Source organism: Miltoncostaea marina (genome assembly GCF_018141525.1).
GTDB classification, from domain to species: domain Bacteria; phylum Actinomycetota; class Thermoleophilia; order Miltoncostaeales; family Miltoncostaeaceae; genus Miltoncostaea; species Miltoncostaea marina.
This window is the reverse complement of record NZ_CP064655.1, coordinates 371,632-394,371: the sequence shown is the minus strand read 5'-3', so window position 1 is coordinate 394,371 and position 22,740 is coordinate 371,632. Positions and strand designations below refer to the sequence as shown.

22 protein-coding genes and 1 pseudogene are annotated in these 22,740 nt (G+C 78.2%); 13 read left to right on the top strand and 10 right to left on the bottom strand.

All coding sequences use genetic code 11. The features are described from left to right. Window positions 1–39: 39 nt before the first annotated feature. Window positions 40–564: a hypothetical protein gene (locus tag ITJ85_RS01950; RefSeq protein ID WP_217914676.1), complete on the top strand. Its 525-nt coding sequence runs from the start codon at window positions 40–42 to the stop codon at window positions 562–564. A 16-nt stretch (window positions 565–580) separates the two neighbouring features. Further along, window positions 581–1,027 (top strand): DUF421 domain-containing protein, encoded by a 447-nt coding sequence (locus tag ITJ85_RS01945; protein ID WP_217914675.1) that lies wholly within the window; start codon window positions 581–583, stop codon window positions 1,025–1,027. Here the strand turns inward: ITJ85_RS01945 and ITJ85_RS01940 are convergent. Beyond that, window positions 1,019–2,230, bottom strand: a complete 1,212-nt coding sequence (locus ITJ85_RS01940; protein ID WP_217914674.1) for a glycosyltransferase family 2 protein — start codon at window positions 2,228–2,230, stop codon at window positions 1,019–1,021. The two genes, ITJ85_RS01945 and ITJ85_RS01940, sit on opposite strands and share 9 nt — an antisense overlap. Here ITJ85_RS01940 and ITJ85_RS17580 point away from each other — a divergent pair. Then, window positions 2,200–2,967 (top strand): annotated as a pseudogene (locus ITJ85_RS17580) (glycosyltransferase family 2 protein); the annotation flags it as partial. The gene ITJ85_RS01940 and the pseudogene ITJ85_RS17580 sit on opposite strands and share 31 nt — an antisense overlap. Window positions 2,968–3,102: 135 nt before the next feature. Here the strand turns inward: ITJ85_RS17580 and ITJ85_RS01930 are convergent. The 3 genes from ITJ85_RS01930 to ITJ85_RS01920 all read right to left on the bottom strand — a co-directional run bounded on the left by ITJ85_RS01930 (window position 3,103) and on the right by ITJ85_RS01920 (window position 5,682). Further along, window positions 3,103–3,840, bottom strand: a complete 738-nt coding sequence (locus ITJ85_RS01930) for a class I SAM-dependent methyltransferase (protein WP_217914673.1) — start codon at window positions 3,838–3,840, stop codon at window positions 3,103–3,105. 5 nt (window positions 3,841–3,845) lie between these two features. Further along, window positions 3,846–5,231: an aldehyde dehydrogenase family protein gene (locus ITJ85_RS01925; protein ID WP_217914672.1), complete on the bottom strand. Its 1,386-nt coding sequence runs from the start codon at window positions 5,229–5,231 to the stop codon at window positions 3,846–3,848. An 88-nt stretch (window positions 5,232–5,319) separates the two neighbouring features. Then, window positions 5,320–5,682, bottom strand: coding sequence for an ArsR/SmtB family transcription factor (locus tag ITJ85_RS01920; RefSeq protein ID WP_217914671.1), 363 nt, complete (start codon window positions 5,680–5,682; stop codon window positions 5,320–5,322). Window positions 5,683–5,838: 156 nt separating this feature from the next. Here ITJ85_RS01920 and ITJ85_RS01915 point away from each other — a divergent pair, with 156 nt between their 5' ends. The 6 genes from ITJ85_RS01915 to ITJ85_RS01890 are packed head-to-tail and all read left to right on the top strand — an operon-like array spanning window position 5,839 to window position 12,677. Beyond that, entirely contained in the window at window positions 5,839–7,773 is a 1,935-nt protein-coding gene (locus ITJ85_RS01915) for a proton-conducting transporter transmembrane domain-containing protein (RefSeq protein WP_217914670.1), read from the top strand. Continuing rightward, entirely contained in the window at window positions 7,770–8,693 is a 924-nt protein-coding gene (locus ITJ85_RS01910; RefSeq protein WP_217914669.1) for a respiratory chain complex I subunit 1 family protein, read from the top strand. The genes ITJ85_RS01915 and ITJ85_RS01910 overlap by 4 nt, the downstream gene beginning before the upstream one ends. Next, window positions 8,690–9,304: a hypothetical protein gene (locus ITJ85_RS01905; RefSeq protein WP_217914668.1), complete on the top strand. Its 615-nt coding sequence runs from the start codon at window positions 8,690–8,692 to the stop codon at window positions 9,302–9,304. Before ITJ85_RS01910 ends, ITJ85_RS01905 begins: the two co-directional genes overlap by 4 nt. Then, the gene (locus tag ITJ85_RS01900) at window positions 9,297–10,775 is read left to right on the top strand and encodes a proton-conducting transporter transmembrane domain-containing protein (protein WP_217914667.1); all 1,479 of its coding nucleotides are present in this window, start codon (window positions 9,297–9,299) and stop codon (window positions 10,773–10,775) included. The genes ITJ85_RS01905 and ITJ85_RS01900 overlap by 8 nt, the downstream gene beginning before the upstream one ends. Beyond that, complete coding sequence (locus ITJ85_RS01895) at window positions 10,768–12,210, top strand: hydrogenase large subunit (protein ID WP_217914666.1); 1,443 nt, start codon at window positions 10,768–10,770, stop codon at window positions 12,208–12,210. Before ITJ85_RS01900 ends, ITJ85_RS01895 begins: the two co-directional genes overlap by 8 nt. A 2-nt stretch (window positions 12,211–12,212) precedes the next feature. Next, window positions 12,213–12,677 (top strand): NADH-quinone oxidoreductase subunit B family protein, encoded by a 465-nt coding sequence (locus tag ITJ85_RS01890; protein WP_217914665.1) that lies wholly within the window; start codon window positions 12,213–12,215, stop codon window positions 12,675–12,677. Here ITJ85_RS01890 and ITJ85_RS01885 read toward each other — a convergent pair. The 3 genes from ITJ85_RS01885 to ITJ85_RS01875 form a co-directional block, all read right to left on the bottom strand. Beyond that, complete coding sequence (locus ITJ85_RS01885) at window positions 12,640–13,866, bottom strand: ATP-grasp domain-containing protein (protein WP_217914664.1); 1,227 nt, start codon at window positions 13,864–13,866, stop codon at window positions 12,640–12,642. The two genes, ITJ85_RS01890 and ITJ85_RS01885, sit on opposite strands and share 38 nt — an antisense overlap. 123 nt (window positions 13,867–13,989) lie before the next feature. Further along, complete coding sequence (locus ITJ85_RS01880) at window positions 13,990–16,146, bottom strand: outer membrane protein assembly factor BamB family protein (protein WP_217914663.1); 2,157 nt, start codon at window positions 16,144–16,146, stop codon at window positions 13,990–13,992. 75 nt (window positions 16,147–16,221) lie between these two features. After that, the gene (locus ITJ85_RS01875) at window positions 16,222–17,286 is read right to left on the bottom strand and encodes an LLM class flavin-dependent oxidoreductase (RefSeq protein ID WP_217914662.1); all 1,065 of its coding nucleotides are present in this window, start codon (window positions 17,284–17,286) and stop codon (window positions 16,222–16,224) included. Window positions 17,287–17,497: 211 nt separating this feature from the next. Between ITJ85_RS01875 and ITJ85_RS01870 the strand changes: the two genes are divergently transcribed. Genes ITJ85_RS01870 through ITJ85_RS01860 form a run of 3 tightly spaced genes read left to right on the top strand, consistent with a single transcriptional unit; the run spans window position 17,498 to window position 20,784 of the window. Then, the gene (locus ITJ85_RS01870) at window positions 17,498–18,100 is read left to right on the top strand and encodes a TetR/AcrR family transcriptional regulator (RefSeq protein WP_217914661.1); all 603 of its coding nucleotides are present in this window, start codon (window positions 17,498–17,500) and stop codon (window positions 18,098–18,100) included. Between the two features lie 54 nt (window positions 18,101–18,154). Next, on the top strand, window positions 18,155–18,790 hold the full coding sequence (locus ITJ85_RS01865; RefSeq protein WP_217914660.1) for a response regulator: 636 nt from the start codon (window positions 18,155–18,157) through the stop codon (window positions 18,788–18,790). A 23-nt stretch (window positions 18,791–18,813) separates the two neighbouring features. Continuing rightward, window positions 18,814–20,784, top strand: coding sequence for a PAS domain S-box protein (locus ITJ85_RS01860; protein WP_217914659.1), 1,971 nt, complete (start codon window positions 18,814–18,816; stop codon window positions 20,782–20,784). A gap of 7 nt (window positions 20,785–20,791) precedes the next feature. On the opposite strand, the gene ITJ85_RS01855 is transcribed toward ITJ85_RS01860, so the two are convergent. Together ITJ85_RS01855 and ITJ85_RS01850 are read right to left on the bottom strand one after the other, a co-directional pair. Next, window positions 20,792–21,016: a DUF6457 domain-containing protein gene (locus tag ITJ85_RS01855; protein WP_217914658.1), complete on the bottom strand. Its 225-nt coding sequence runs from the start codon at window positions 21,014–21,016 to the stop codon at window positions 20,792–20,794. 37 nt (window positions 21,017–21,053) lie between these two features. After that, window positions 21,054–22,163: an FAD-dependent oxidoreductase gene (locus ITJ85_RS01850; RefSeq protein ID WP_217914657.1), complete on the bottom strand. Its 1,110-nt coding sequence runs from the start codon at window positions 22,161–22,163 to the stop codon at window positions 21,054–21,056. 66 nt (window positions 22,164–22,229) lie between these two features. Between ITJ85_RS01850 and ITJ85_RS01845 the strand changes: the two genes are divergently transcribed. Next, window positions 22,230–22,409 carry a hypothetical protein gene (locus ITJ85_RS01845; protein WP_217914656.1) on the top strand — a complete coding sequence of 60 codons (180 nt, stop codon included), beginning with the start codon at window positions 22,230–22,232 and terminating at the stop codon, window positions 22,407–22,409. A 45-nt stretch (window positions 22,410–22,454) separates the two neighbouring features. Here ITJ85_RS01845 and ITJ85_RS01840 read toward each other — a convergent pair whose 3' ends face one another. Further along, window positions 22,455–22,733 (bottom strand): GlsB/YeaQ/YmgE family stress response membrane protein, encoded by a 279-nt coding sequence (locus tag ITJ85_RS01840; protein WP_217914655.1) that lies wholly within the window; start codon window positions 22,731–22,733, stop codon window positions 22,455–22,457. Between the last annotated feature and the right edge of the window lie 7 nt (window positions 22,734–22,740).

Here is a 22,740-nt window from a genome sequence, read left to right as displayed (position 1 = left end):
CGACTGCCCGCCGCCGGGCCCGGGTAGGGAAGCGGCCACATGAGCGATCTCCCGGACGGCCTCACCCCCGAACGCCACCGCGACCTCAGCAGCCGCGCCTACCGGGTGTGGGTGCGCCGCGGCGTGCTGCTCGCGCTGACGGCCGTGTGCGCGATCGCGCTCGCCGGCGCCTTCGGGCAGACCGCGACGACCTCCACCGCCGAGGGGCCCGACGCGGCGCTCGCGGTGGAGGCGCCCTCGCGCCTGCGCGGCGGCCTGCTCTTCCAGGGCGAGATCGAGGTGCGGGCGCTGCGACGGGTCGCGCAGCCGCGCATCGTGCTCGATCGCGGGTGGAGCGACGGCATCACCCGCAACACGATCTCGCCCGAGCCGGTGGACCAGGGCGACGCGGCCGGCCGGCTCGTGCTGGCCTACGACGAGCTGCCGGCGGGCCGCACCCTGACCGTCCGCATCCAGATGCAGGTCAACCCGACGACGGTCGGCGCCCGCCCGCAGGACGTCGAGGTGCGCGACGGGGACCGGGTGCTCGCCCGGGCCGACCGCACGCTGCTCATCTTCCCCTGACGCCCGAGGAGGCGGAATGGACATCATCCTGCGGGCCGCCGCCGTGTTCGTGCTGCTGTTCGTCGTCACGCGGGTCATCGGCCGGCGCGAGCTCGGCGAGATGGAGCCGTTCGACCTGATCCTGCTGATCGTGATGGGGGACCTCATCCAGCAGGGCGTCACCCAGAGCGACTACTCGTTCACGGGCGCCGTGCTGGCGATCTCGACGCTCGCGCTGCTGACCGTCGCCGTCTCGTACGCGTCGTTCCGCTGGCGTCGGGTGCGACCGCTGCTCGAGGGCGAGCCGATCGTGCTGATCCACGACGGCAAGCCGGTCGACGCCAACCTGCGCCGCGAGCGCATCAACCTCGAGGAGATCGAGGCCCAGGCGCGCCTGCAGCAGGTCGCGAGCCTCGACGACGTGCGGGTGGCCGTGCTCGAGACCAGCGGGCAGATCTCGATCATCCCGCGCTCCTCAGGGTGAGCCCGGGCGGACGGGGTGCGCCGTCCGCTCCCACCGGCCGGGGTCGCGGGCGAGCAGCCACAGGCCCCGCCAGGCGGCGACGCCCTCGAGCAGCGAGGCGGCCGGGGCGGCGAGCGCGGCTGCGCCCAGGCCCTCGGCGCCGCCGCGCAGCGCGCGGCAGCCGGCCAGGCGCAGCAGCACCCCGGCCATCGCGGCCGCGGGGCAGAGGATCCACGCGGCCGGCGCGGCGAGCTGCGACGCGACGGTGCCGGCGATCGTCAGGTGGACGCAAGCGGCGCGGCCGGCGCCCAGCTCGCGGCGCAGCGCGCCGCGCGGGCGCAGCGCGGCCAGCCAGGTCTGCACGAACCCGCGCGACCAACGCGACCGCTGCCGGACCCACGCGGCGACGCCCTCGGGCGTCGACTCCTCGCGGGTCGGCGAGGCGATCGTGCGGGTGCGCAGCCCGGCGCGGGCCAGGCGCACGCCGAGGTCGGCGTCCTCGGCCACGTTGCGCGGGTCCCAGCCGCCGACGGCCCGCAGGGCCGCCACGCGCAGGTGGTTGGAGGTGCCGGCGAGCGGGACGGGCGCGCCCAGCCGCGCGAGGCCGGGCAGGAAGCCCCCGTGCCACAGCCGGTACTCGGCGGCCATCACCCGCCCGAGGGCGTCGCCACGAGGCGGGACGACCGCCGGCCGCGCCTGCACGCACGCCAGACGGGGACCGCCGGCGGCGAAGACGGCGGCGGCGTCGCGCAGCTGCCACGGGTCGGGCACGTCCTCGGCGTCGTAGACCACGAGCAGGTCGCCGCGGGCCAGCGCGAGCCCGTGGGCGAGCGCGCGCGGCTTCGTGCGCGGCTCGCCCGGCGGCACCGTCACCACGCGCAGCCACCCCGGCTCGCCCAGGCGGCGGGCGGCGCGCTCGGCGGCGCGCCGGGTGGGCGCGTCGTCGGCCTCGACCAGCACCATCACGTCGAGCCGCTCGCGCGGGTGGTGGAGCGCCGCGACCGCGTCGATCCACCGGCCCGCGCGCGCCTCCTCCCCGCGCAGGGCGCCGAGCACGGTGTACGCGGGCGGATCGGCCGGCGCCGCCGCGGGGGCCGCGCGGGCGTTCCGGCCGATGAGCGCGACGGCGACCCGGAAGGCGAGCGGCGCCAGGTGGGCGACCGCCGCCGCCGTCGCGGCGGACCGCGCGGCGCGTGACCGCGCCCGGCGACGGGAACCCTCCATCGGCCCCGCCCGCGCGCCGCGGGTCACCGACCGTCAGCCCCGAGGACCGGCACCTGCGCCAGCCGACCGAGACCCCCGACGTCAGCGTCGTGATCCCCTACGGCGGCCGGCGCGCGCATCTCGCCGCCACCCTGTGGAGCCTCGTGGAGCAGCGCTACCCGTCCGAGCGGCTGCAGGTGATCGTGGTCCGCTGCCCGGCCGCCGAGGATGGCGACCGGGGGCTCCGCCGGCCGGGCCGCCTGCTGGGCGCCGAGTGGCTGCGGCTGCGGCGGACCGGCTTCGCGCCGGCCTCGGCCCGCAACCGGGGGCTCGCCGCCGCGGAGGGCGAGGTCGTCGTCTCGATCGACGACGACATGGTGGTGCCGCCGGGCTTCGTGGCCGCCCACGCCGCACGCCACCGGGACCGGCCCGTGGCGACGTTCGGCCTGCGGCGCTTCATCAGCCTGCCGCGCGGCTTCGCGGCCGGCCCGGACGTCCACCGGCGCCTGGCGTCGGTGCCCGACCTCCCGGCCTCCGGCTCCAACCGCCCCGGCCACGCGCGCGACTGGCGGGCCGCCGAGGCGCGGCGCATCGACCGCCACCCCCACCCCTACCACTGCTTCCACGGCTGCAACGTCTCCTACGGCCGCCGCCAGGCGCTGGAGGTGGGCGGCTGGTGCCAGGCCTTCGACGGCGAGTGGGGCTACGAGGACGTCGAGTTCGGCGCACGACTCCATGCGGCCGGCGCCCGCATCACCTGGGTGCCGGAGGCGGTCGGCCTGCACCTGGAGGGCGACCCCGCGACCGCCGGCGGGCGCCGGGCGGCGGCCTCGCGCAACCTCCGCCTCGTCGCGCTGCGCGTGCCCGGGTACGCGGAGTTCCGCCATCGCGCGTCAGCCCGGCAGGCGGGTGGCGACGAGGACCGGCGCGCCGACGAAGGTCCGCTCGGCGACGAGGAACCGCGGCGGGGCGAAGATGGCCGGCAGGGCGGCGGCGGCCCACGCCCGGTGCTCGGCGAGGGCCGGCGCGCGGCAGACGACCAGCTTGTGCTCCGCCACCGCCACCGGCGCGAGCGCGCCGGGGCGCGCCCGGAGGTGATCGACGACGGCGACGGTCACGTCGGGCCACTCCGGCAGCAGCACGTCGTCGAGCACGATCGCGCCGCCCGGGTCGAGCGCCCGCTCGGCCAGCAGCAGGTCCCGGCGGACGTCGTCGTAGCCGTGCCCGCCGTCCACGTGCACGAGCCGCGGGCACGCGCCGAGGTCGCCGGGGGCGAGGTCGGCCGAGTCCCGCCGCAGCACGACCAACCCGGCCTCGTCGCCGACCCACTCCCGCCAGCGGGCGCGGAGGGCCTCCTCCGGCCCGCGCGCCTCGCGGAACGACCAGCCGGGCACGTCGCCGGCCCCCACGTCGAACCGGTCGCACGCGACCAGCCGCTCGCCGGGGGCCAGCGCGCGCCCCAGCACGAGGGCTGAACGGCCGTAGAAGACGCCGATCTCGGCGACGCCACCGCGCATCCCGCGGCCGGCCTGCCAGCGGGCGAGCCCGTCGAGCAGCCAGGCGGCCGGGGCCGTCAGGAACCCCGGGACGTCGCCGAGCCCGGGGAGCGGGAACCCGCCGTCGCCGGCCATCGCCGTCAGGGCGCGGGCACCATGTGCACCACCTTCTGGGCGGTCACCTCGTCGAGCAGGGCGGGCCCGTAGCCCATGCCGAGGCCGCTCGACTTGCGCGGCTCCGCGGAGCCGCCCGGCGCGCCGCCCCACACCGCGTTGATCTTCACCGTGCCCACCCGCAGCTCGCGCAGCGCGCGCTGGGCGTTGCGCTGCGAGCGGGTGAGGACCGTGGCGGCCAGGCCGTACTCGCCCGCGTCCGCCGCGGCGAGCGCCTCGTCGAACGAGCGCACGGCGCGGATCGCGGCGACCGGGCCGAAGGTCTCCTCGCGCATGATGCGCATGTCGTCGCGCGCCTCCACCAGCACGGTGGGCTCGTGGAAGAAGCCGGCGCCGTCGATGCGCGAGCCGCCGTGCACCACCTCGGCGCCCGCCGCGGTCGCCTCGCGCACGTGCTCCTCGACGATCGCCCGCTGGCGCTCGTCGATGAGCGGGCCGAGCGTGGAGCGCGCGTCGATCGGGTGGCCGGGCACGAGCTCGCCGGCGCGCCGGGCGAGCGCGGCCGCGAACGGCTCCAGCACCCGCTCGTGCACGTAGACCCGCTCCACCGACGTGCACACCTGGCCGCAGTTGGCGAACGCGCCAGAGGCCGCCTGGCCGGCCGCCCACTCGGGGTCGACGTCCTCGTCGACGATCAGCGGGTCCTTGCCGCCCAGCTCGAGGACGGCCTTCACCAGGCGTCGCCCGCACGCCGCCGCGACCTCCCGGCCGGTCGACACGGAGCCGGTGTGCAGCACGACGTCGACCTCCGGGTGCTCCACGAGCGCGCGGCCGGTCGCCGGGCCGCCGGTGAGCGCGACGAGCACCCCCTCGGGCACGTGCCCGGCCACGATCTCGCAGGCCAGGCGCACGGCGAGCGGCGCCCGCTCGGAGGGCTTCACCACCAGCGCGTTGCCGGTCGCCAGGCAGGCGCCCACCGGGCCGCCGACGATGGCCACCGGGTCGTTCCAGGGCACGAGGGCGACGGCGACGCCGCGCGGCTCGCGCAGCGCGAAGTCGGCGGCCTCCCAGGCCCCCGCGAGGGTGCGGCCGCCGTGGAGCGGCCCGAGGTGGGCGTACTCCTCGATCGTGCCGATCCCCGCCGCCACGCCGCCGCGCGACTCGGCCAGCGGGCGGCCGTTCTCGCGCGACTGCAGCTCGGCCAGCTCGTCGGCGCGCTCGCGCAGCGCGGCGGCCGCGCGCTTCAGGGCCGCGGCGCGCTCGGCCGGCGCCGTGCGCGCCCAGCCCCGCGCGGCCTCGCGGGCGGCGGCCACCGCCTCGGCGGCGCCCTCGGCGCCCGCGTCGGGCACGCGGTCCAGCAGGGTGCCGTCGGCGGGGTCGACGACGTCGAGCGTGGGGGCGGTCGAGATCACGGCGGCGCTCCTCTGCGGCGATGGGCTCACCCGAGCCAGATCCCCGCCGCCGCCCGCCTCCATGCGCGCGAACGCCGCGCGAGGGCCGCTACGTGGCCTCGCCGATCTCCTGCAGCAGCGCCCGCGTCGCCTCAAGCGACGAGGTGAGGAGGGCGCGGGCCACGTCGAGCAGCTCGAAGACGCGCTCGTCGCGGGCGCGGTAGAAGACGCTCGTCCCCTCGCGGCGGCTCTCGAGGATGCCCGCCCGGCGCATGACGCCGAGGTGCTGCGAGGTGCCGCTGGGGTCGAGGCCGAGCGCGGACGTGAGGGCCCCGACGCCCATCTCCCCGTCGCGCAGCAGCTCGAGGATCCGCACCCGCGCCGGGTGCCCGAGCACCCGGAAGAGGTCCGCCTTCACCACGTGGATCGGCTCGTGGCCCGCCCGGGACCCGGGGGCACCGCCGCTCGGCATCTCGCCTCCTTCGCTGTCCGCGATCGATCGTAGCCGTTTCGCCTTGTCATTGGTATCGAACTATGGAATCTTTGAATATATGGAGGAACAAGAGCGTCGGCCCGAGCTGGCCGTTCCCTCCGGCGAGGCGCCGGCGCTCTGAGCCCACTGACCGCGATGCTGGTCGCCGGCGCCGGCTCTATTGCCTGCGGCGTGGCGCTCACGGGGGTGCGACGGGCCGGGATCGCCGTCGCACTCCTCCTCCAGGCCGCCGGGACGGCCCTCGTCGGGGCCGTCGGCGCCGTCTGCCTGCTCGACGGGCGCACGGTGGGCGCCGGCTTCACCAGCGACCTCGAGCCGTCGCTCGGGGTCGACCCCCTGTCGGGGCTGTTCCTGCTGCTCGTGGCGCTCGTCGCGGTCCCCGCCGCCCTCTATGCGATCCCCTACCTGGCCGGCGCGCGGCGGCCGCGGACGCTCGCCGCGCTCACGGGCCTGTTCGGCCTGGCCCTGGCCGGGGTGGTGACGGCGCGCGACGCCGTCACCTTCCTGGCCCTCTGGGAGGTGATGACGCTCGTGCCCGCGGCGGCGATCCTGGTCGCCCGCGGCGACGCGCCCGCCCGGCGGGCGGTCTTCGAGTACCTCGCGGTCACGCGCATCGGCGGCGCCGGCGTCTGGGTGGCGCTGCTCGCGCTGGCCCACCACGGGGCGCTCGGCGACCCGGCCGGCCTCGCCGCGGCGGGCGGGGGCGCGCAGGCGCTGGTGGCCGTGGCGGGCATCGTCGGCTTCGGGACCAAGGCGGGCCTGGTGCCGCTGCACGCCTGGCTGCCGCGCGCCCATCCGCTCGCCCCGAGCAACGTCTCGGCGGTGATGTCGGGGGCCATGGTCAGCGTGGCGCTCTACGGCCTCGCCCGCCTGCTGACCGGGTGGCCGGGCGGCCCGCCCGCGTGGGTCGGGTTCACGGTGCTGGCGCTCGGCGCGCTCTCGGCGCTGACCGGGATCCTCTACGCGGTCTTCCAGGCCGACCTCAAGCGCCTGCTCGCCTTCTCGACGATCGAGAACGCCGGCATCGTGACCGCCGCCCTCGGCGCCGCCGCGCTGCTCGAGGCGCGCGGCGAGGCCCGCTGGGCCGCGACCGCGCTCGCGGCCGGGCTGCTGCACGCCCTCGCCCACGCCCTCGCCAAGGCGCTGCTGTTCCTGACCGCGGGGTCGGTCGAGCGCGCCACGGGCGGCCTGCGCATCGACGCCATGGGCGGCCTGCTCGGTCGCATGCCGGCCACCGGCGGCGCCACCCTCGTCGGGGCGCTCGCGCTGGCCGGCGTGCCGGTGCTCGCCGGCTTCGCCTCGGAGTGGGCGACGCTCGGCGCGCTGATCGAGCTGGCGCGCGCGGACGCCGTCGGCACCGCGCTGGCGGGCGCGCTGGGCGCGGCCGCGCTCGCCGCCACCACGGGGCTCGCCGTCGTGTGCTTCGTCGCGCTCGCCGGGCTCGCGCTGCTCGGGCGCCCGCGCGGCCCGGGCGCCGCCGCCGCGACGGAGGTGCCCGGGCCGATGCGCTGGGCGCCCGCCGCGCTCGCGGCCGGCTGCGTCGCGCTGGGCGTGGCCCCCGGGCCGCTGATGCCCGCGCTCGAGCGGCTGGCCCCGGGCGGCGACGGGGCGGAGGTCGCCGCGGGCGTCGGCGTGCCGGGCGCCTCGCTGCCGACGCTCGGCGCCGCGCTGGCGCTGGGCGGCGCGGCCGCGCTGCTGGCCGTCGCCCGGGGGCGGCGCCCGCGCGCCGCCGCGCCGGTCTGGAACTGCGGCCAGGACGCGGGCCGCGAGCTGGCGTGGACGTCGGCCGCCTTCACGAAGCCGCTGCGGCTCGCCTTCGGCGGCATGCTGCGCCCGCGGCGCGGCGTGGAGGTCGTGGCCCGGGCGGGGATCGTGCGCGAGATCCGCCACCGCGGCGGCGTGCCGCACCTGTTCGACTCGCTGCTCTACGGGCCCACCGCGCGCGCCGCGCTCGCCGGCGCCGGGGCCGCGCGCCGCCTGCAGTCCGGCAGCATCCGCCAGTACATCGCCGCGCTCGTCGGCGTGGTCGTGCTGCTGCTGGCCCTCGCCCGTGCCGGTGCGCTCGGATGAGGGCCGCCGACGCCGCGGCGACGGCCGCGCAGATGGCCGGCCTCGCGCTGGCGCCGCTGCTGCCGGGCGGCGTGCAGGCCCTCAAGGCGCGCCTGCAGGGCCGCCGCGGCCCCGGCGTGCTGCAGCCGTACCGCGAGCTGCGGCGCCTGTGGCGGCGGGGCACCGTCGACCCTGAGGGGTCCGGCGCCGCCTACCGCTGGGCCCCCGTGGCCGCCGCGGCGGCCCTGGCGGTGTGCGTCCTGGTCGTGCCGGTCGGCGCCTGGGGGACGGCCTGGCCGGCGGGGCACGACGCGCTGCTGCTCGTGGGCCTGCTGGCGCTCGCCCGGATCGCCGTGGCGCTGTCGGCCTGGGACACCGGGGGCGGCTTCGGGCTGATGGGCGCCTCGCGCGAGCTGGCGTTCGCGGTCGTCGGCGAGGCCCTGCTCGTGCTGGTGGTGCTGCTGGCCGCGATCCCGGCGGGCTCGACCGACCTGCGCGCCATGTGGGAGGCCGGCGCGGGCACCGGTCCGTGGGAGGACCCCGCCCGCTGGTGCGCCGCGCTCGCCATGGGCCTCGTGGTGCTGCTGGAGACCGGGCGCCAACCGATCGACAACCCCGACACGCACCTCGAGCTGACGATGGTCCACGAGGGCCCGCTCCTCGAGTACGCCGGGCGCGACCTGGCGCTGCTGCAGTGGACGGCGGCCGCCCGCCACTGGGTGGTGCTGGTCGTGGCGGCGTCGCTGGCGCTGCCGCACCCGGGCGACGCCGCGGGCGGCCTGGCGGCGCTCGCGCTGGGCGTCCTCGCGCTGGTCGGCGGCCTGGCCCTCGTGGAGAGCTGGCAGGCCAAGATGCGGCTCCTGCGCGTGCCGCCGACGCTGCTCGCCGGCGTCGCGGTGGCCCTCGCGGGCGTGGTGAGCGCCGCCTGGGGCGCCGGATGAGCGCCTGGCTGCTCGCGCTGGTGACGCTCGCCGGCCTCGCCGCCGTGGCCGCGCGGCGGCCCCTGCCCGCGGCCGCGCTCGTGGCCGCGCAGACCCTGCTGGTGGGCGCGGGCGCGCTCGCGGCGGCGCCGGGCTCGGCGCACGGGACGGCCGCGGCCGCCATGCTGCTGCTGAAGGGCGTCGCGGTCTCCGGGATCACCCTCGCCGCCGTGCACCGGGTGCGCGAGCCGCGCCCGCACGACGACGAGCCCGCCATGCTCGCCCGCCTCGGGGCGGCGCTGGCCCTCGTGCTCGTCGTCGTCGCGCTGGTGCCGGAGTTCGGCCTCGACGACCGCGCCGCCGAGCGCACGGCGGCGGCGCTCGTCGCCACCGGGCTGGCCCTGGTGCTGCTGCGGCGCGCGACCCTGTTCGCGGTGCTCGCCGTGCTGGTGGCCGAGAACGGCGTCGCCGTGGCCGCGGTGACGGCGGGCGGCGTGCTGCCGCTCGTCGTGGAGGCGGGCATCGCCTTCGACCTCGTGGCGCTCGTCGCGGTGGCGGCGATCATGCAGCGGCGCATCGTGGCCGCGTTCGGCACGAGCGACTCCTCGGCCCTGCGGGGCGTGCGTGACTGACGCCGTCGCCGTGCTCGTCGTCGCCGCGCCGCTCGCGCCGGCGCTCGTCGCCGTCGCCGTGCTCCTGTGCCGGTCGGCCCGCGCGGCCGACCGCGTCGGCCACTGGGGCGGCCTGGCCGCCGCCCTGCCGGCCGCGGCCCTGGGCGCGCTCGCGCTCGCCCGCGCCGGCGAGGACCCGGCGACGGGCGGGTGGTGGCGCATCGACGCGCCGGGCGGCGTGTTCCTGGCCACCATCGCCGCGGTGGGCGCCGTCGCGGCGGCCACCTCGCCCGGCTGGCTGCGCGGGGCGCGCAGCTCGCGCGGCGGCGCGCTGCGGGTGCGCCGCCTCTACTGGGGCGCCCTCCACCTGTTCTGGGCGGCGCTCGTGGCGGTGCCGATCGTGGACGACCTCGCCGTGGCCTGGGTGCTGATCGAGGCGACGACCGCCGCGTCCGCCCTGCTGGTGGCGGTGAGCGGCACGCGGCGCGCGATCGAGGCCGGCTGGAAGTACCTCGTGCTCACCACCCTGGGCCTCGCGGTGGCGCTGTTCGGCATCGTCGTGCTGTCGGCGGCCGCCGGCGAGGGCGCGGCGCTGTCGTCGCTCGGCTGGGCCGAGCTCGAGGGCGCGGCGCCGCGGCTCGACGGCGACGCGGCGCTGGCCGCCTTCGTCCTGATCGTCGCCGGCCTCGCCGCCAAGGCCGGCTGGGCGCCGGTCCACAACTGGCTGCCGGACGCCCACGGCGAGGCGCCGCCGCCGGTCAGCGCGCTGCTGTCGGCCGCCCTGCTGCCGACCGTCGCCCTCGTGGCCTGGCGGCTGTCGATCGCGCTCGAGCCCGCGCTGGGGCCGCGCCCGGCCCAGGCGCTCTTCGTGGGCCTCGGGCTGGTCTCGCTCGCCGTCGCAGTGCCGTTCCTGTGGCGGCCGCTGCCCTGGAAGCGGCTGCTCGCCTACTCGAGCCTGGAGCACATGGGGGTCATCGCCCTGGCGATCGGCATCGGCCACCCGCTCGCGACCGCCGGCGCGCTGCTGCACGTCGCCGGCCACGGCGTGGCCAAGTCGCTCGGCTTCGCCGTCGCGGTGCCGCTGCTGCGCTACCAGCCGGCCGCCGGGCGGCGGCCCGCGCGCGGGCTCGCCGAGCTCGACGGCCGCGTCGCGGGCGCGGCCGGCGTCAGCCTCGCCGCCCTCGCCGGCATGCCGCCGTCGCCGCTGTTCGTGAGCGAGGTGCTCGTGCTGGCCGGCGGGTTCGCCGCCGGGCTGGCCTGGGCGTCGGCGGTCGCGGCCGTACTGCTGGCGCTGGGCTTCCTGGGGATGGCGCACGCGCTGCTGGAGGGCCTCGGCGGGCGACCCACCGGCCGCCGCCCGTCCGGCCCGCGCGCCACGCGGGCGATCGCCGGGCTCACGGCGCTGGCCGTCGCGGCGCTCCTCGCGCTGGCGGCCGTCGCGCACACGCTGCCGGGTTCCGCGCTGGCCGAGGCGATGGGCGGGGGTGCCTGAGGTGGCGCGCGCCGCCGGGGCGGCGCGCGCCGGGCAGGCCGTGGTCGGGCCCGACCTGCTGCGCGACGAGGTCGCGGCCGTGCTCGCGTCCGGGGGCGCGGTGCAGGCGCTGTTCGCGGCGGCCGCCGGCGACGGGCTCGAGGCCCGCTACGTCTGCGCGACGCCGGCCGGGGACCTCGTCCTGCGCTGCCCGGCGCCGCGGGGCGAGGTGCCGACGATCATCGACCTCGCGCCGCACCTCGCCTGGGACGAGCGCGAGGCCCGCGACCTGTTCGGCCTGCGCTTCGCCGGTCACGAGCCGCACCGGCCGCTCGTCCACCACCCGGGCGACCTGGCCGCCTGGGCGACCCCGGTGCTGGGCGACGACGTGCACCAGGTGGCAGTCGGCCCGGTGCACGCGGGCGTCATCGAGTCGGGGCACTTCCGCTTCCACACGGTCGGCGAGCGCATCGTGCACCTCGACATCCAGCTCTTCCACAAGCACCGCGGCCTGGAGCGCGTGGCCGAGGGCGGGTCCGCCGAGGAGGCCCTCGCCACCGTCGGGCGGGCGTGCGCCGCGTGCTCGGTGGCCACCGGCATCGCCATCGCCCACGCCGTCGAGGCGGCGCGGGGCCTCTGGCCGGACGACGACCTGCGCCGCTCGCGGACGCTGCTCGCGGAGCTGGAGCGCCTCTACAACCACCTGCACGACATCGGCGCGATCTGCGCGGGCGTCGGCCTCGCCCCCGGCGCGATGGCCTTCGCGGCGCTCAAGGAGCGGGCCCAGCGGGCCATCGCCGACCTGGCGGGGCACCGCTTCATGTTCGGGGCCGTCGCCGCCGGGGCGGGCGCCGTCGCCGCGGACCGGGCCGCGGCCGGCCGCGCCCGCGGCGCGCTGCGCGAGCTGGCGCCCGACGTCGCCGCCGCGTGGCGCTCCCTGCTGTTCGACGCCTCGCTGCGCGACCGCGCCCGGGGCGCCGGCGCGCTGCCCGCCGACGAGGCCCGCCGGCTCGGGACGGTCGGCCCGGCGGCCCGGGCGACCGGGGTCGCCACCGACGCGCGCGAGCGCAGCCCGCGTCTGCGCTACGCGGGCCTGCGGCCCGCCGTGCCGCCCGGCGCGGAGGGCGACGTGGCGGCGCGCATGGAGGCGCGGGCGCTCGAGCTGACGGACACGCTGGCGATGCTCGACGAGCTGCTCGACGGGCCGGTGGCGCCGGGCCACGCGCTGCCCTCCGCCCCGCCGTCGGCCCACGGCGTCGGGCGCGCCGAGAGCCCGCGCGGCGAGACGGTCTGCGCCGTCGAGCTGGACGGCGGCGCCGTGCGGCGCGTGCACCTGCGCACCGCCTCGTTCGCCAACTGGCCGGCCGTCGCCCGCGCCTGCCGGGGCGCGATCCTCCCCGACTTCCCCCTGGTCAACAAGAGCTTCGAGCTCTGCTACGCCTGCGTGGACCGGTAGCCGTGTTCCTCCTGCTCCGCGACCTGCGGCGGGCGCGCCGCGACGCGGCGTTGCCGCGCGGGCCCCGCGGGGCCCTCCAGCTGCGGCACGTCGACGCCGGCTCGTGCAACGGCTGCGAGCACGAGCTCGGCGCCGCGTCCGGGCCGGCCTACGACCTGAGCCGCTTCGGCATCTCGATCACGGCCTCCCCGCGCCACGCCGACGTGCTGCTCGTCACCGGCCCGGTGACCGGCGGGATGCGCGTCGCGCTGGAGCGGGCCTACGAGGCGATGTCCGAGCCGCGCCTGGTGGCCGCGCTCGGCGACTGCGCGCTGGGCTGCGGCCCCTTCCGCCGCTCGCCCGAGGCGGCCGGCCGGCTGGAGGACGTGCTGCCGGTCGACGTGCGCATCGCCGGCTGCCCGCCGTCGCCCGACGCGATCGCCGCAGGGCTCATCCCCCTGCTCGACCGCCGCGCCGGAGCCGGCTGAGGCGCCGCGGCAGGGACGCGGCCCGCTCGCGCAGCCACCACGGGTCGAGCGGCGAGGGGTCGGTCATCGCGGCGGGTCGCAGGGCCGCCGCCGCGATCCGGGCGGCCACACGGGCCGCGGCCCCGGCGCCGCCGCCGCGCAGCGCGGCGGCGAGCGCGCCGAGCTCGCCGTCGAGCCAGACGTAGCGCGTCGGCCGCCAGCGCGGCGCGGCGAGCGGGACGCCGAGCGCCTCCTCGACCGCGAGGCGCGGGATGTCGAGCCCGCTGCGGATCATCAGGCCCACCGACGCGCCGACGCGCAGGTTGACGTCGTGCACCAGCAGGCGCCCGCCGCTGCGGAGCGAGCTCACCGTGGCCGGCCCGCGGTACCCGGCGTGCCGCAGCAGGCGCGCGACGCCCTCGACCAGGCCCGGCGGCGGGCGGGGGTGGCTGCGCTGCACGCAGGCGACCCCCGTGCCGCGCGGCCAGTCGAGCTCGATGCGCGAGGGCACGGCCAGCAGCCCGTCCGCCCCGCGGACGCAGTGGACCACCCATCGCCGGCCCTCGACCCGCTCCTGCACCAGGGCGTCGAGGCCGGCGTCGAGCAGGCGGCCCACCTGCCGCGAGCGCTCCCGCTCGTCGCGCGCGACGGTGATCGCGGCGAGCGACATGTCGGATCGCGAGACGACGGGCTTCACCATCGACGGCAGCGCCGGCCACGGCCCGTCGGGCCCCGACGCGGTGACCGTGATCGTGGCCGGGTGGTCCACGCCCGCCGCCGCGGCCGTGGCGACCAGCCGGTGCTTGTCGCAGAGCGCCGCGTACTGCGCCGCGTCGGGTCCGACCAGGCGCGCGCCGCCGAGCGGGGGCGGCCGCTCGGCCAGCAACCGCACCAGGTCCTCGTCGAGCGGCAGCACCGCGTCGACGTCGCCCCGGGCGCAGCGGTCGGCGAGCCACGCCAGGACGGCGCCGGCGCCCGCGGACGGAGCCGGGTAGCGCTCTGGCCGGCGCGCCCGGCGCGACGCGCCGCCGGGGTCGCCCGCCGGGTGCGCGGGGAGCACGTCGAAGCCCGCGCGGGCCAGCGCCGCGCAGGTCTGCGCCCCCGCCCGGAAGCCGGTCCACAGCACCAGCACGCGGGCGCCCGCGGCGGCGGACCGCGCCACCGCGCCGCGCGCCGCGGGTGCCGTCGTGGGGTCTGGTGGGGCGGGCATCGGGCGCTCCGGCGGGGGGCGGGGCTCGGAGCCCGCGATGATGCCATGCGCCCGCGCCGCCGGCCGACGCGGGCGGCGCGGACGAGGGCGGGCGCCCGGCCCCGCGACGGGCCGGGCCCGCCGCTACGGCTGGGCGGCCACCGCGTTCGCCACGTACGCCGCCACGTCGTTGATCTGGTTGGGCGTGAGCGTGTCGCGGAAGGCCGGCATGCCGTTGCCGCCGTTGCGCACCTTGGCGGCGACCCGCTCGGGCACGCGCGCGTTGGGCAGCTTCGACAGGTCGGGCCCGCCGTTGCCGCCGCGGCCGTCGGCGCCGTGGCACGACGAGCAGTTCTCCGCGAAGACCGTCCGGCCGTCGTCCGGGTCACCGCTCTCCGGCTCCGCGCCGCCGCCCTGGCCGCCGTGGCCGGTGCCCGTGCCGGGCCCGACCTCGGTCGCCTCGGCCAGCGTCCCGTCGAGGCTGAAGAGCCACACGTTGTCGCCGTGCGGCGAGGCGGCCAGCGAGTTGCCCGCGGCGTAGAAGGCGACGTACTCGGTGCCGTCGCGCTCGAACACGCTCGCGGTGCTGTTGGCGCCGGCGCCGGTCTGGAAGCGCCAGCGCCGCTCGCCGGTGCGCGCGTCGTAGGCCTCGAGGTGGCCGGAGTTGCGCCCCACGTAGACCAGGCCGCCCCCGGTGGTGGTGGTCCCGCTGTAGCAGGACTCGGGCCAGCGCTTGCTCCAGGCGATCCGGCCGGTCGCGGCGTCGATCGCGGCGAGCACGCCGGGCGAGGCGCCGAAGCCGACGGTGCTGAGCACCGAGCCGATGTAGTACGAGCCCTCCTCGAACTCCTGCGAGCGCTCGAACTGGAAGCCCGCGACGCTGTCCTGGGCGCAGACGTAGAACATGCCGGTCTTCGGGTTGTAGCTCGTCGGCGGCCAGTTGACGCCGCCGGCGGGGCCGGGGGTCATCACCGTCAGCGTCGCGTCCGGCGGCGTGAAGACCTGCTTCGCCCGCGGCGGCGGCGTGATCCGCTCGCCCTCCCCCGCCTGGCTGCGCAGCGCCTTCAGGATGCCCCCGTAGGCCTCGTCGCTGATGCGGTGCGAGATGAACGGCGGGTAGCTCGGGATCGGCTGCGTCGGCGAGGTCTTCTGCCGGGCGCTCTGCGGCACCGGCCGCTCAGGGATCGGCAGCAGCGGCTCGCCGGTCTCGCGGTCGAGCATGTACAGCCATCCGGTCTTGCTCGCCTCCGCGATGCCGTGCCGGGTCCGCCCGTCGATCTCGACGTCGAACAGCACCGTGGGGCTCGGGGCGTCGTAGTCCCAGATGTCGTGGTGCACCTGCTGGAAGTGCCACCGGTACTCGCCCGTGCGCGCGTCGATGGCGACCATGGACGCCGCGAACAGGTTGTCCCCCTCGCGCGCGCTGCCGTCGAGGTCGGGCGACGCGTTGCCGGTGGAGAAGTAGAGCAGCCCCAGCTCGGGGTCGATCGACGGGGTCTGCCACACCGGGGCGCCGCCCGTCTTCCAGGCCTCGTTGTCCTGCGGCCAGCTGTCGTGGCCGGTCTCGCCCGGGCCGGGGATGGTCCAGAAGCGCCACTCCTCCTCGCCGGTCTCGGCGTCGAAGGCCATGACGCGTCCGCGCACGCCGAACTCCCCGCCCGACATGCCGCTGTAGACGCGCCCCTCCCAGTAGAGCGGCGCCGAGGTGATCGTCTCGCCGCGCTGCCAGCTCACGGCCTGGGTCTCCCAGTCGACCTCGCCGGTCTCGGCGTCGAGCGCGACGAGCTTGCCGTCGATCTGGCCCACGTAGACGCGGCCGTCGCCGATCGCCACGCCGCGGCTCGTCCAGCCGCAGCAGACGGTGTCGATGCCAGGGTCGAGCTTCGCCTCGTAGACCCAGCGCTTCTCGCCGGTCGCCACGTCCAGCGCGAACACGTCGTCCGCGCCGGTGATCACGTACATCGTGTCGCCGTAGACGATGGGCTGGGCCTCGCCCGAGTACTTGGCCGCGGTGCCCGACCCGTCGAGCCGGGCGCGCCAGACGCCCTTCAGCCCGCCGACGTTCTCCGGCGTGATGCGTGACGCCGGCGAGTAGCGCTGGTTCATCGTCGAGCCGCCGTTGGTGATCCAGTCGGCGCCGGGCGGCGCGGCGAGCTGCTCGGCCGAGAACGCGGGGACGGCGCCCTCGTCGTCGTCGTCGGAGCCGCAGGCCACGCCCGCGAGCACCGCGGCGGCGGCGAGCACGAGCACGGCGGCCGCCCGGAGGAGGCCCGGGCGCGGTCGGACGGTGGTCGGCGGCATGGGGCCCTCGCTCGGACGTGGCGGCCTGGCGGGGACGGCATACCCGCCCGCGGGCCGCGGCACTCCCCGGCCCGGTCAGGCCGCGGCGCCGCCCCCCGGCGCGACCGCCGCGCGCGCGGCGACCTCGCGCCGCACCACGGGCGCCACCTCGGTGCCGAACAGCTCGATGGCCCGCATCACCTGCCGGTGGGGCAGCGTGCCGACGCTGAACTGGATGAGGAACCGGTCGTGGCCGAAGATCCGGTGCTGGAAGAGGATCTTCTCGGCGACCTGCTCCGGGCTGCCGACCACGTTGGCGCCGTGCAGGCCGACGGAGGCGTCGAACTGCGACCGCGTCATCGGCGACCAGCCCCGCTCGCGGCCGATGCGGTCCATCATCGTCGCGAACGGCCGGTACGCCTCGTCGGCCGCCCGCTGCGAGGTGTCGGCGACGTACCCGTGCGAGTTGACGCCGAGCGCCGGCCGGGGGCGGCCCGCCTCGTCCGCGGCGCGCCGGTGCAGCTCGGCGAACGGCGCGAACCGCGCCGGCTGGCCGCCGATGATCGCCAGGGCCATCGGCAGCCCGAGCGCCCCGGCCCGCACGACGCTGGCGGGGGTGCCGCCGACCGCGACCCAGACCGGCAGCGGCCGCTGCAGCGGCCGTGGGTACACGCCGCGGCCGTCGATCGGCGCGCGGTGGCGCCCCGCCCAGGTGACCCGCTCCTCCTCGCGCACGGCCAGCAGCAGCTCGAGCTTCTCGGCGAAGAGGTCGTCGTAGTCCTGGAGATCCTGGCCGAAGAGCGGGAACGACTCGATGAACGACCCGCGCCCGGCCATGACCTCGGCGCGGCCGCCCGACAGCAGGTCGAGCGTCGCGAAGTCCTGGAAGACGCGGACGGGGTCGTCGGAGCTCAGCACGCTGACGGCGCTGGTGAGCCGGATGCGCGAGGTGCGCGCCGCGGCCGCGGCGAGCACGACGGCCGGCGCGGAGACGGCGAAGTCGGGGCGGTGGTGCTCGCCCACGCCGAACACGTCCAGGCCGACCTGGTCGGCGAGCTCGATCTCCTCGAGCAGGTCGCGCAGCCGCTCGGCCGGGCCGACGACCCGGCCGGTTGCCGGGTCCGGCGTGAGCTCCGCGAAGGTGTAGACGCCGAGCTCCACGCCGGTCGACGCTAGCGCGGCGGCGCCGGGCCGCGCCCCTCCGCGGGGATACGATCGGTTGATGCCTCGTCGTACGATCGATTGACGCGCATCCGGCCGCACCGGTCGCCCGTCGGCCGTCGAGGCGCCCGGCCGGGATGTCGATCCTTTCCGTGCGCATGACGCCACAGGATCCAGACGAGCTCCATCCGCCGCGCGCGGGGGTCGGGCCGTGAGCCCCGCCTCGCGCCTGCGCATCCCCGGCCGGCCGGGCCGCCCGCTCGACACGGTGGTCGACGGGCGCATCATGCAGGCGGCCCGCGAGGTCGTCGGCGAGGTCGGCGTGGAGCGCACCACCTGGGCGCGCATCGCCGCGCGGTCGGGCTCCGGCTACCCCACCATCCTGCGGCGCTGGAGCAGCGTCGAGGAGCTGGTGATCGACGCCCTCCGGGACCTCGACGGCGACGTGCCGGCCGACGCCGACGCACCGGTGCGCGAGGCGCTCGAGCACGCGCTGCGCGCCGACCTGGAGGCGATCGCCACGGGCGCCAACCGCATGTTCGTGCGCACCCTGCTGTTCGCGTCGGCCGCGAACGCACACCTCTCGGACGAGCTGCAGCGGGTGCTGCTCGCGCCGCGCCGGGAGCGGTACCGGCGGCTGCTCGAGCTCGGCGTCGAGCGCGACGAGCTGCGGCCCGGCGCCGACGTGGAGGCGGCCATCGGCGTGCTGCGCGGCGTGCTGGTGCGCGCGATCGTGGACCACCGGGCCGCCGACCCGGACCGGGCGGGTCCGACGGTGGACCTGCTGATCGACGGGATGGCCGCGGGCCGCTGATCCGCCGGGGTCGCGCCGGCGCCGCGCGCCGCGCCGCTCCATTACGCTCGGTGCATGGAGCCGGTCACCGTCCTCGTCGCCGACGACCACCCCGTCTACCGGGACGGCCTCGCGCGGGCCATCGCGGATCACCCCGCGCTCGAGCTGGCCGGGACGGCGGCCGACGGGCGCCGCGCCATGGCGCTCATCCGCGAGATCGCCCCGGACGTCGCGGTGCTGGACGTGCGGATGCCGGGGCTGACCGGGCCGGACATCGTGGCCGAGATCGCCCGCGAGCAGCTCGGCACGCGCACGCTGCTGCTGTCGGCGATCGCCGACGAGCACCTCATCTTCGACGCGGTCGCCAGCGGCCTCGACGGCTACCTGCTGAAGGACGCCGACCGCGACGCGATCTGCAGCGCGATCGAGTCGATCGCCGCCGGGCGGACGGTGCTCGCCCCCGAGGCGCAGGCGGCCCTCGCCCGCGGCGTCCGGGCGCGGGAGTCGAGCCGCGGGCCGGCCATCTCGCCGCGCGAGCGGGAGGTGCTGCGGCTCACGGCCGAGGGCATGAGCGCGGCGCGCATCGGCGAGGTCCTGCACCTGAGCCCCGTCACGGTCAAGTCGCACCTGCACAGCCTGTACGAGAAGCTCGGCGTCTCCGAGCGCGCGGCGGCGGTGGCCGTGGCGATGCGCCTCGGCCTCCTGGAATGAGCCCCGGGGCCCCGATCGTCGAGGTGGCCCCGGTCGCCCGGCCGTCCGGTCCGCTGCAGGCGCTCGCCCGCGCCTCCGTCGAGCTCAACGCCGCCCAGCGCGTCGTCGACCTGTTCCGCGCCCTCGCCCGCAACGCGCGCGAGGTGATCGGCGCCGGGCAGGCCGCCGTCTCGCTGACGGTCGAGGGGTCGCACGCCCAGGAGGTGATCGCCGTGGCGCTCGACCCGTCGCTGGCGGCCTGGGCCGGGTACGACGCCGAGACGGACGGCACCGGCATCTACTCGGTCCCGGTCCGCACCGGCCGCCCCCTGCGGCTGAGCCACCGTGAGCTGGTCGAGCACCCGGCGTGGCGGGGGTTCGGGGCGCACGCCGGCGACCACCCGCCCCTGCGAGGCCTGCTGGCGGTGCCGATGATCGGCCTGGCCGGCGGCAACCTCGGCCTCATCCAGCTCTCGGACCGCATCGACGGCGCGGAGTTCGACGAGGACGACGAGGCCATGGCCGTGCAGCTGGCCCAAATCGCGTCCGTCGCCCTGGAGCGGCTCGGGCGCGAGCAGGAGCTGCGCGCCGAGCGCGACCGGGTCCGCTCGATCATGGACTCCCTGGCCGACGGCGTGGTCGTCACCGGCCCCGGCGCCGTCATCGAGAGCGTGTCGCCCAGCTTCTGCCGCATGACCGGCTTCGCCGCCCGCGACCTCGTGGGCACCGCGCCGCCGTACCCCTTCTGGCCGCCGGAGGCGCAGGCCCGCATCGACGACGCCGTGGAGCGCTACGAGCGCGGCGGCGTGCGGGAGTTCGACCTGGTCCTGGTCCGGGCCGACGGCAGCCGCTTCCCGGTGGCGCTGTCGGCGTCGCCGATCGGCGACGCGCGCGGCGCCGGGGTGGCCGTGGTGCGCGACATCACCGGCCGCGTCGCCTACGAGGAGGAGCTGCGGCACGGCCGCGGGCTGCTGGCCGAGGCCCAGCGCATCGCGCACCTCGGCAGCTGGACGTACCGCTTCGAGGAGCCCGGGAACCTGGAGCTGTCCGACGAGATGCGGCGGATCCTCGGCGTGGAGCACGCCGGACCGCTGTCGATCGACCGCTTCATGGGCCTCGTGCACCCGGACGATCGCGCCATGGTGTCCGAGGCGCTGAGCGCGGCCGTGCAGCGGGGGAGCAGGTACATGGTGGAGCACCGCCTGCTCCGGCCGGACGGCGACGAACGCACGCTGCTGGAGCAGGGCGAGGTGGAGCGCGACGCCGGCGGCCGGCCGCTGCGGCTGATGGGCACCACGCTCGACGTCACCGACCGCCGGCGCGCCGAGGACGAGGCCCGCGCCCAGGCCGCCCGGGTGGCGGCCCTCGCCGAGGAGCGCGGCCGGCTCGTGGCCGACGCGCTCACCGCGGAGGAGCGGGCGCGCCAGCACCTCGCCGAGGTGCTGCACGACGACGTGCTGCAGGACCTGCTGGCCACGCGCCAGGAGGTCGTCGAGGTGGCACGCCGCAGCGCCCCGGGCGAGGCCGACGCGCTCGAGCGCGCGCGGCAGGGGATCGTGCGCGCCACGGCCCGCCTGCGGGAGGTGGTGGGCGAGCTGCACCCGGTGACGCTCACCCATGGCGGCCTCGAGACCGCCCTGCGCACGGTGGCCGAGTCGATCGCCGGCCGGGGCGGGTTCAGGGTGACCTTCGAGATCGACTGCGCGGCGGTCGGCGTGCACGACCGCCTGGTGCTCGCGCTGGCCCGCGAGTTCCTCGTCAACGTCGAGAAGCACTCGGGCGCCGAGCACGCGCACGTGCGGGTGGCGCGCGCCGGGCCCGCGGTGCGCCTCGTGGTCGCCGACGACGGGCGCGGCTTCACGCCCCGCGTCGACGGCGAGGCCTTCTACCGGGGCCACATCGGGCTGCCGTCGGCGCGGGAGCGGGTGGCGGCGCTCGGCGGCTCGCTGAGCATCGACAGCGCCCCCGGCCAGGGCGCGCGCATCACCGCGCTCATCCCGCCGCCCGCCGCGTAGGCGGCGGTCAGGCTCCGGGCGCCTCCCCCGCGAGGCCGCGCGCCAGCTCCAGCGCCCGGTCCGGGTCGACGCCGGCGCGGGCCGCGAGCCAGCAGGCGACCGGCGCGGCCGGGCGCTCGGACGCGTGCGCCGCCTCCGCCGCCAGCTCGAGCACGGCCTCGACCTCCGCATCGGTCGGGCGCGCCACGCCGAGCGCCTCCGCGTACCGCTCCAGCCACCGCCGATGGTCCATCCCCGTCCCCTCCCGCTCGCCGCCCGACCGCGCGAGCCTACGCCGCCCGCGCGCCGAGCCGCGCCTGCGGCCGCAGGTCGAGCGCCGGCTCGTCGCCCAGCGCGGCGGCGGCCAGCGACCGCCCCAGGCCGGGCGCCTGCTTGAAGAGGTTGTGGCCGGCCACCACGAGCACGTCGCCGGCGCGCCAGGCGGCGACGCCGTCCGGCCCCCAGGGCAGCTCGGTCGTCCAGCACACGCGCGAGGCGACCGGGTCCGGGTCGAGCCCGGGCAGCGCGCGGCGCACGTACGCCCGCGTGCGGTCCGCCAGCGCGGCCAGCCCGCCGGGGTCGGCCAGCGCGCCGTCCGGCGCCGCGTCGACGTGCTCGCTGATGCCGACCGCGTACTCGCGGTTGCCGGGCAGGGCGGCGGCGTAGACGCCCGTCTCGCCCCAGGCGCCGCTGCCGTCCTGCAGGCAGGCGAGCCGCGCCGGCGCGTCGCCGCGCACCCGGAAGGTCAGCCGCACGTGCGCGCCGAGCGCGACGGGCGGCGCCAGCCCCAGCCCGGCGGCCAGGGCCGCCGTCCCCCGCCCGGCGCAGACGACCACGGCGTCGTGGCGCGCGACCGTCCCCCCGGCGACCACCTCGGCGCCGCCGCCGGGCAGGTCGCGCACGGCGAGCACCTCCTCGGTCACCAGGGCGTCGCCGAGCGCGCCGCGCAGCGCCTCGACCGCCGCCGTGGTGCGGATCGCGCCGCCCGCCTCGTCGAGCACCGCCGGGACCGCCGCCCCGGGCAGCGGCGCGAGGGGCGGCAGCGCCCGGGCGACCGCCTCCGCCGCGACGCGGGCGGCCGGTACCCCGGCCGCCCGCAGCCCGGGCAGCCGCCGAGCGGCCGGCGGGCCCAGCGCCAGCGCGCCGTCGCGCGAGACCATCTCCACGCCGAGGCGCCGCGACCACTCCTCGTAGACCGCGCGGCTGGCGACCGCCGCCGCGACCATGCGCGGGTCGTCGTGGCCGTGCCGGAACACCCGCGAGGCGCCGCCCGACTGGCCGCCGCCCGGCACGCCGCGCTCGTACACGCGCACGGCCGCGCCGCGCTCGAGCAGCGCGTACGCCGTGCAGAGGCCGACGATGCCCGCCCCCACGACCCCGATGCCGCCCGCGGCGTCCACCCCGCGACCGTACCGCCCGCGGGCGCGCCGTGTGGCGCGCCGGCGCCCGGCGGGTACCACGCCCCCATGACCGATCAGCGCGATCGCGGCCCGCGCGAGGGCGACGAGCAGGAGCAGGCCCGGGTGCAGCACAAGTCCCGGCCGCGGGTGGAGGGCGACCGCCCCGAGCCGCCCGAGGACCCCGACCGCCCGACCGACGAGGTCTGGGACGGCAACATCCTGCGGGAGCCCGCGCCGGGCGACTGAGCGGCCGGGCGCCGGCCCCGGGCTCGCCGGGGCCGGCGCGGCGGCTCACGTGGTGCGGGGGCGGTCCTTCGTGCCCACGAACATGCGGTACAGCGCCAGCAGGATGATCGCGCCGACGATGGCCGTCAGCCAGCTGGAGACGTCCCAGAACTCGTCCATCGGATCGGCGTCGAAGAGCGCGCCGGCGAGGAAACCGCCGATGATCGCGCCCGCGATACCGATGAGCGCGGTGACGATGATGCCGCCCGGGTCCTTGCCCGGCATGATCCACTTCGCGATCACGCCGGCGATCAGGCCCAGGATGATGAAGGCGATGATGCCCACGGTCCCT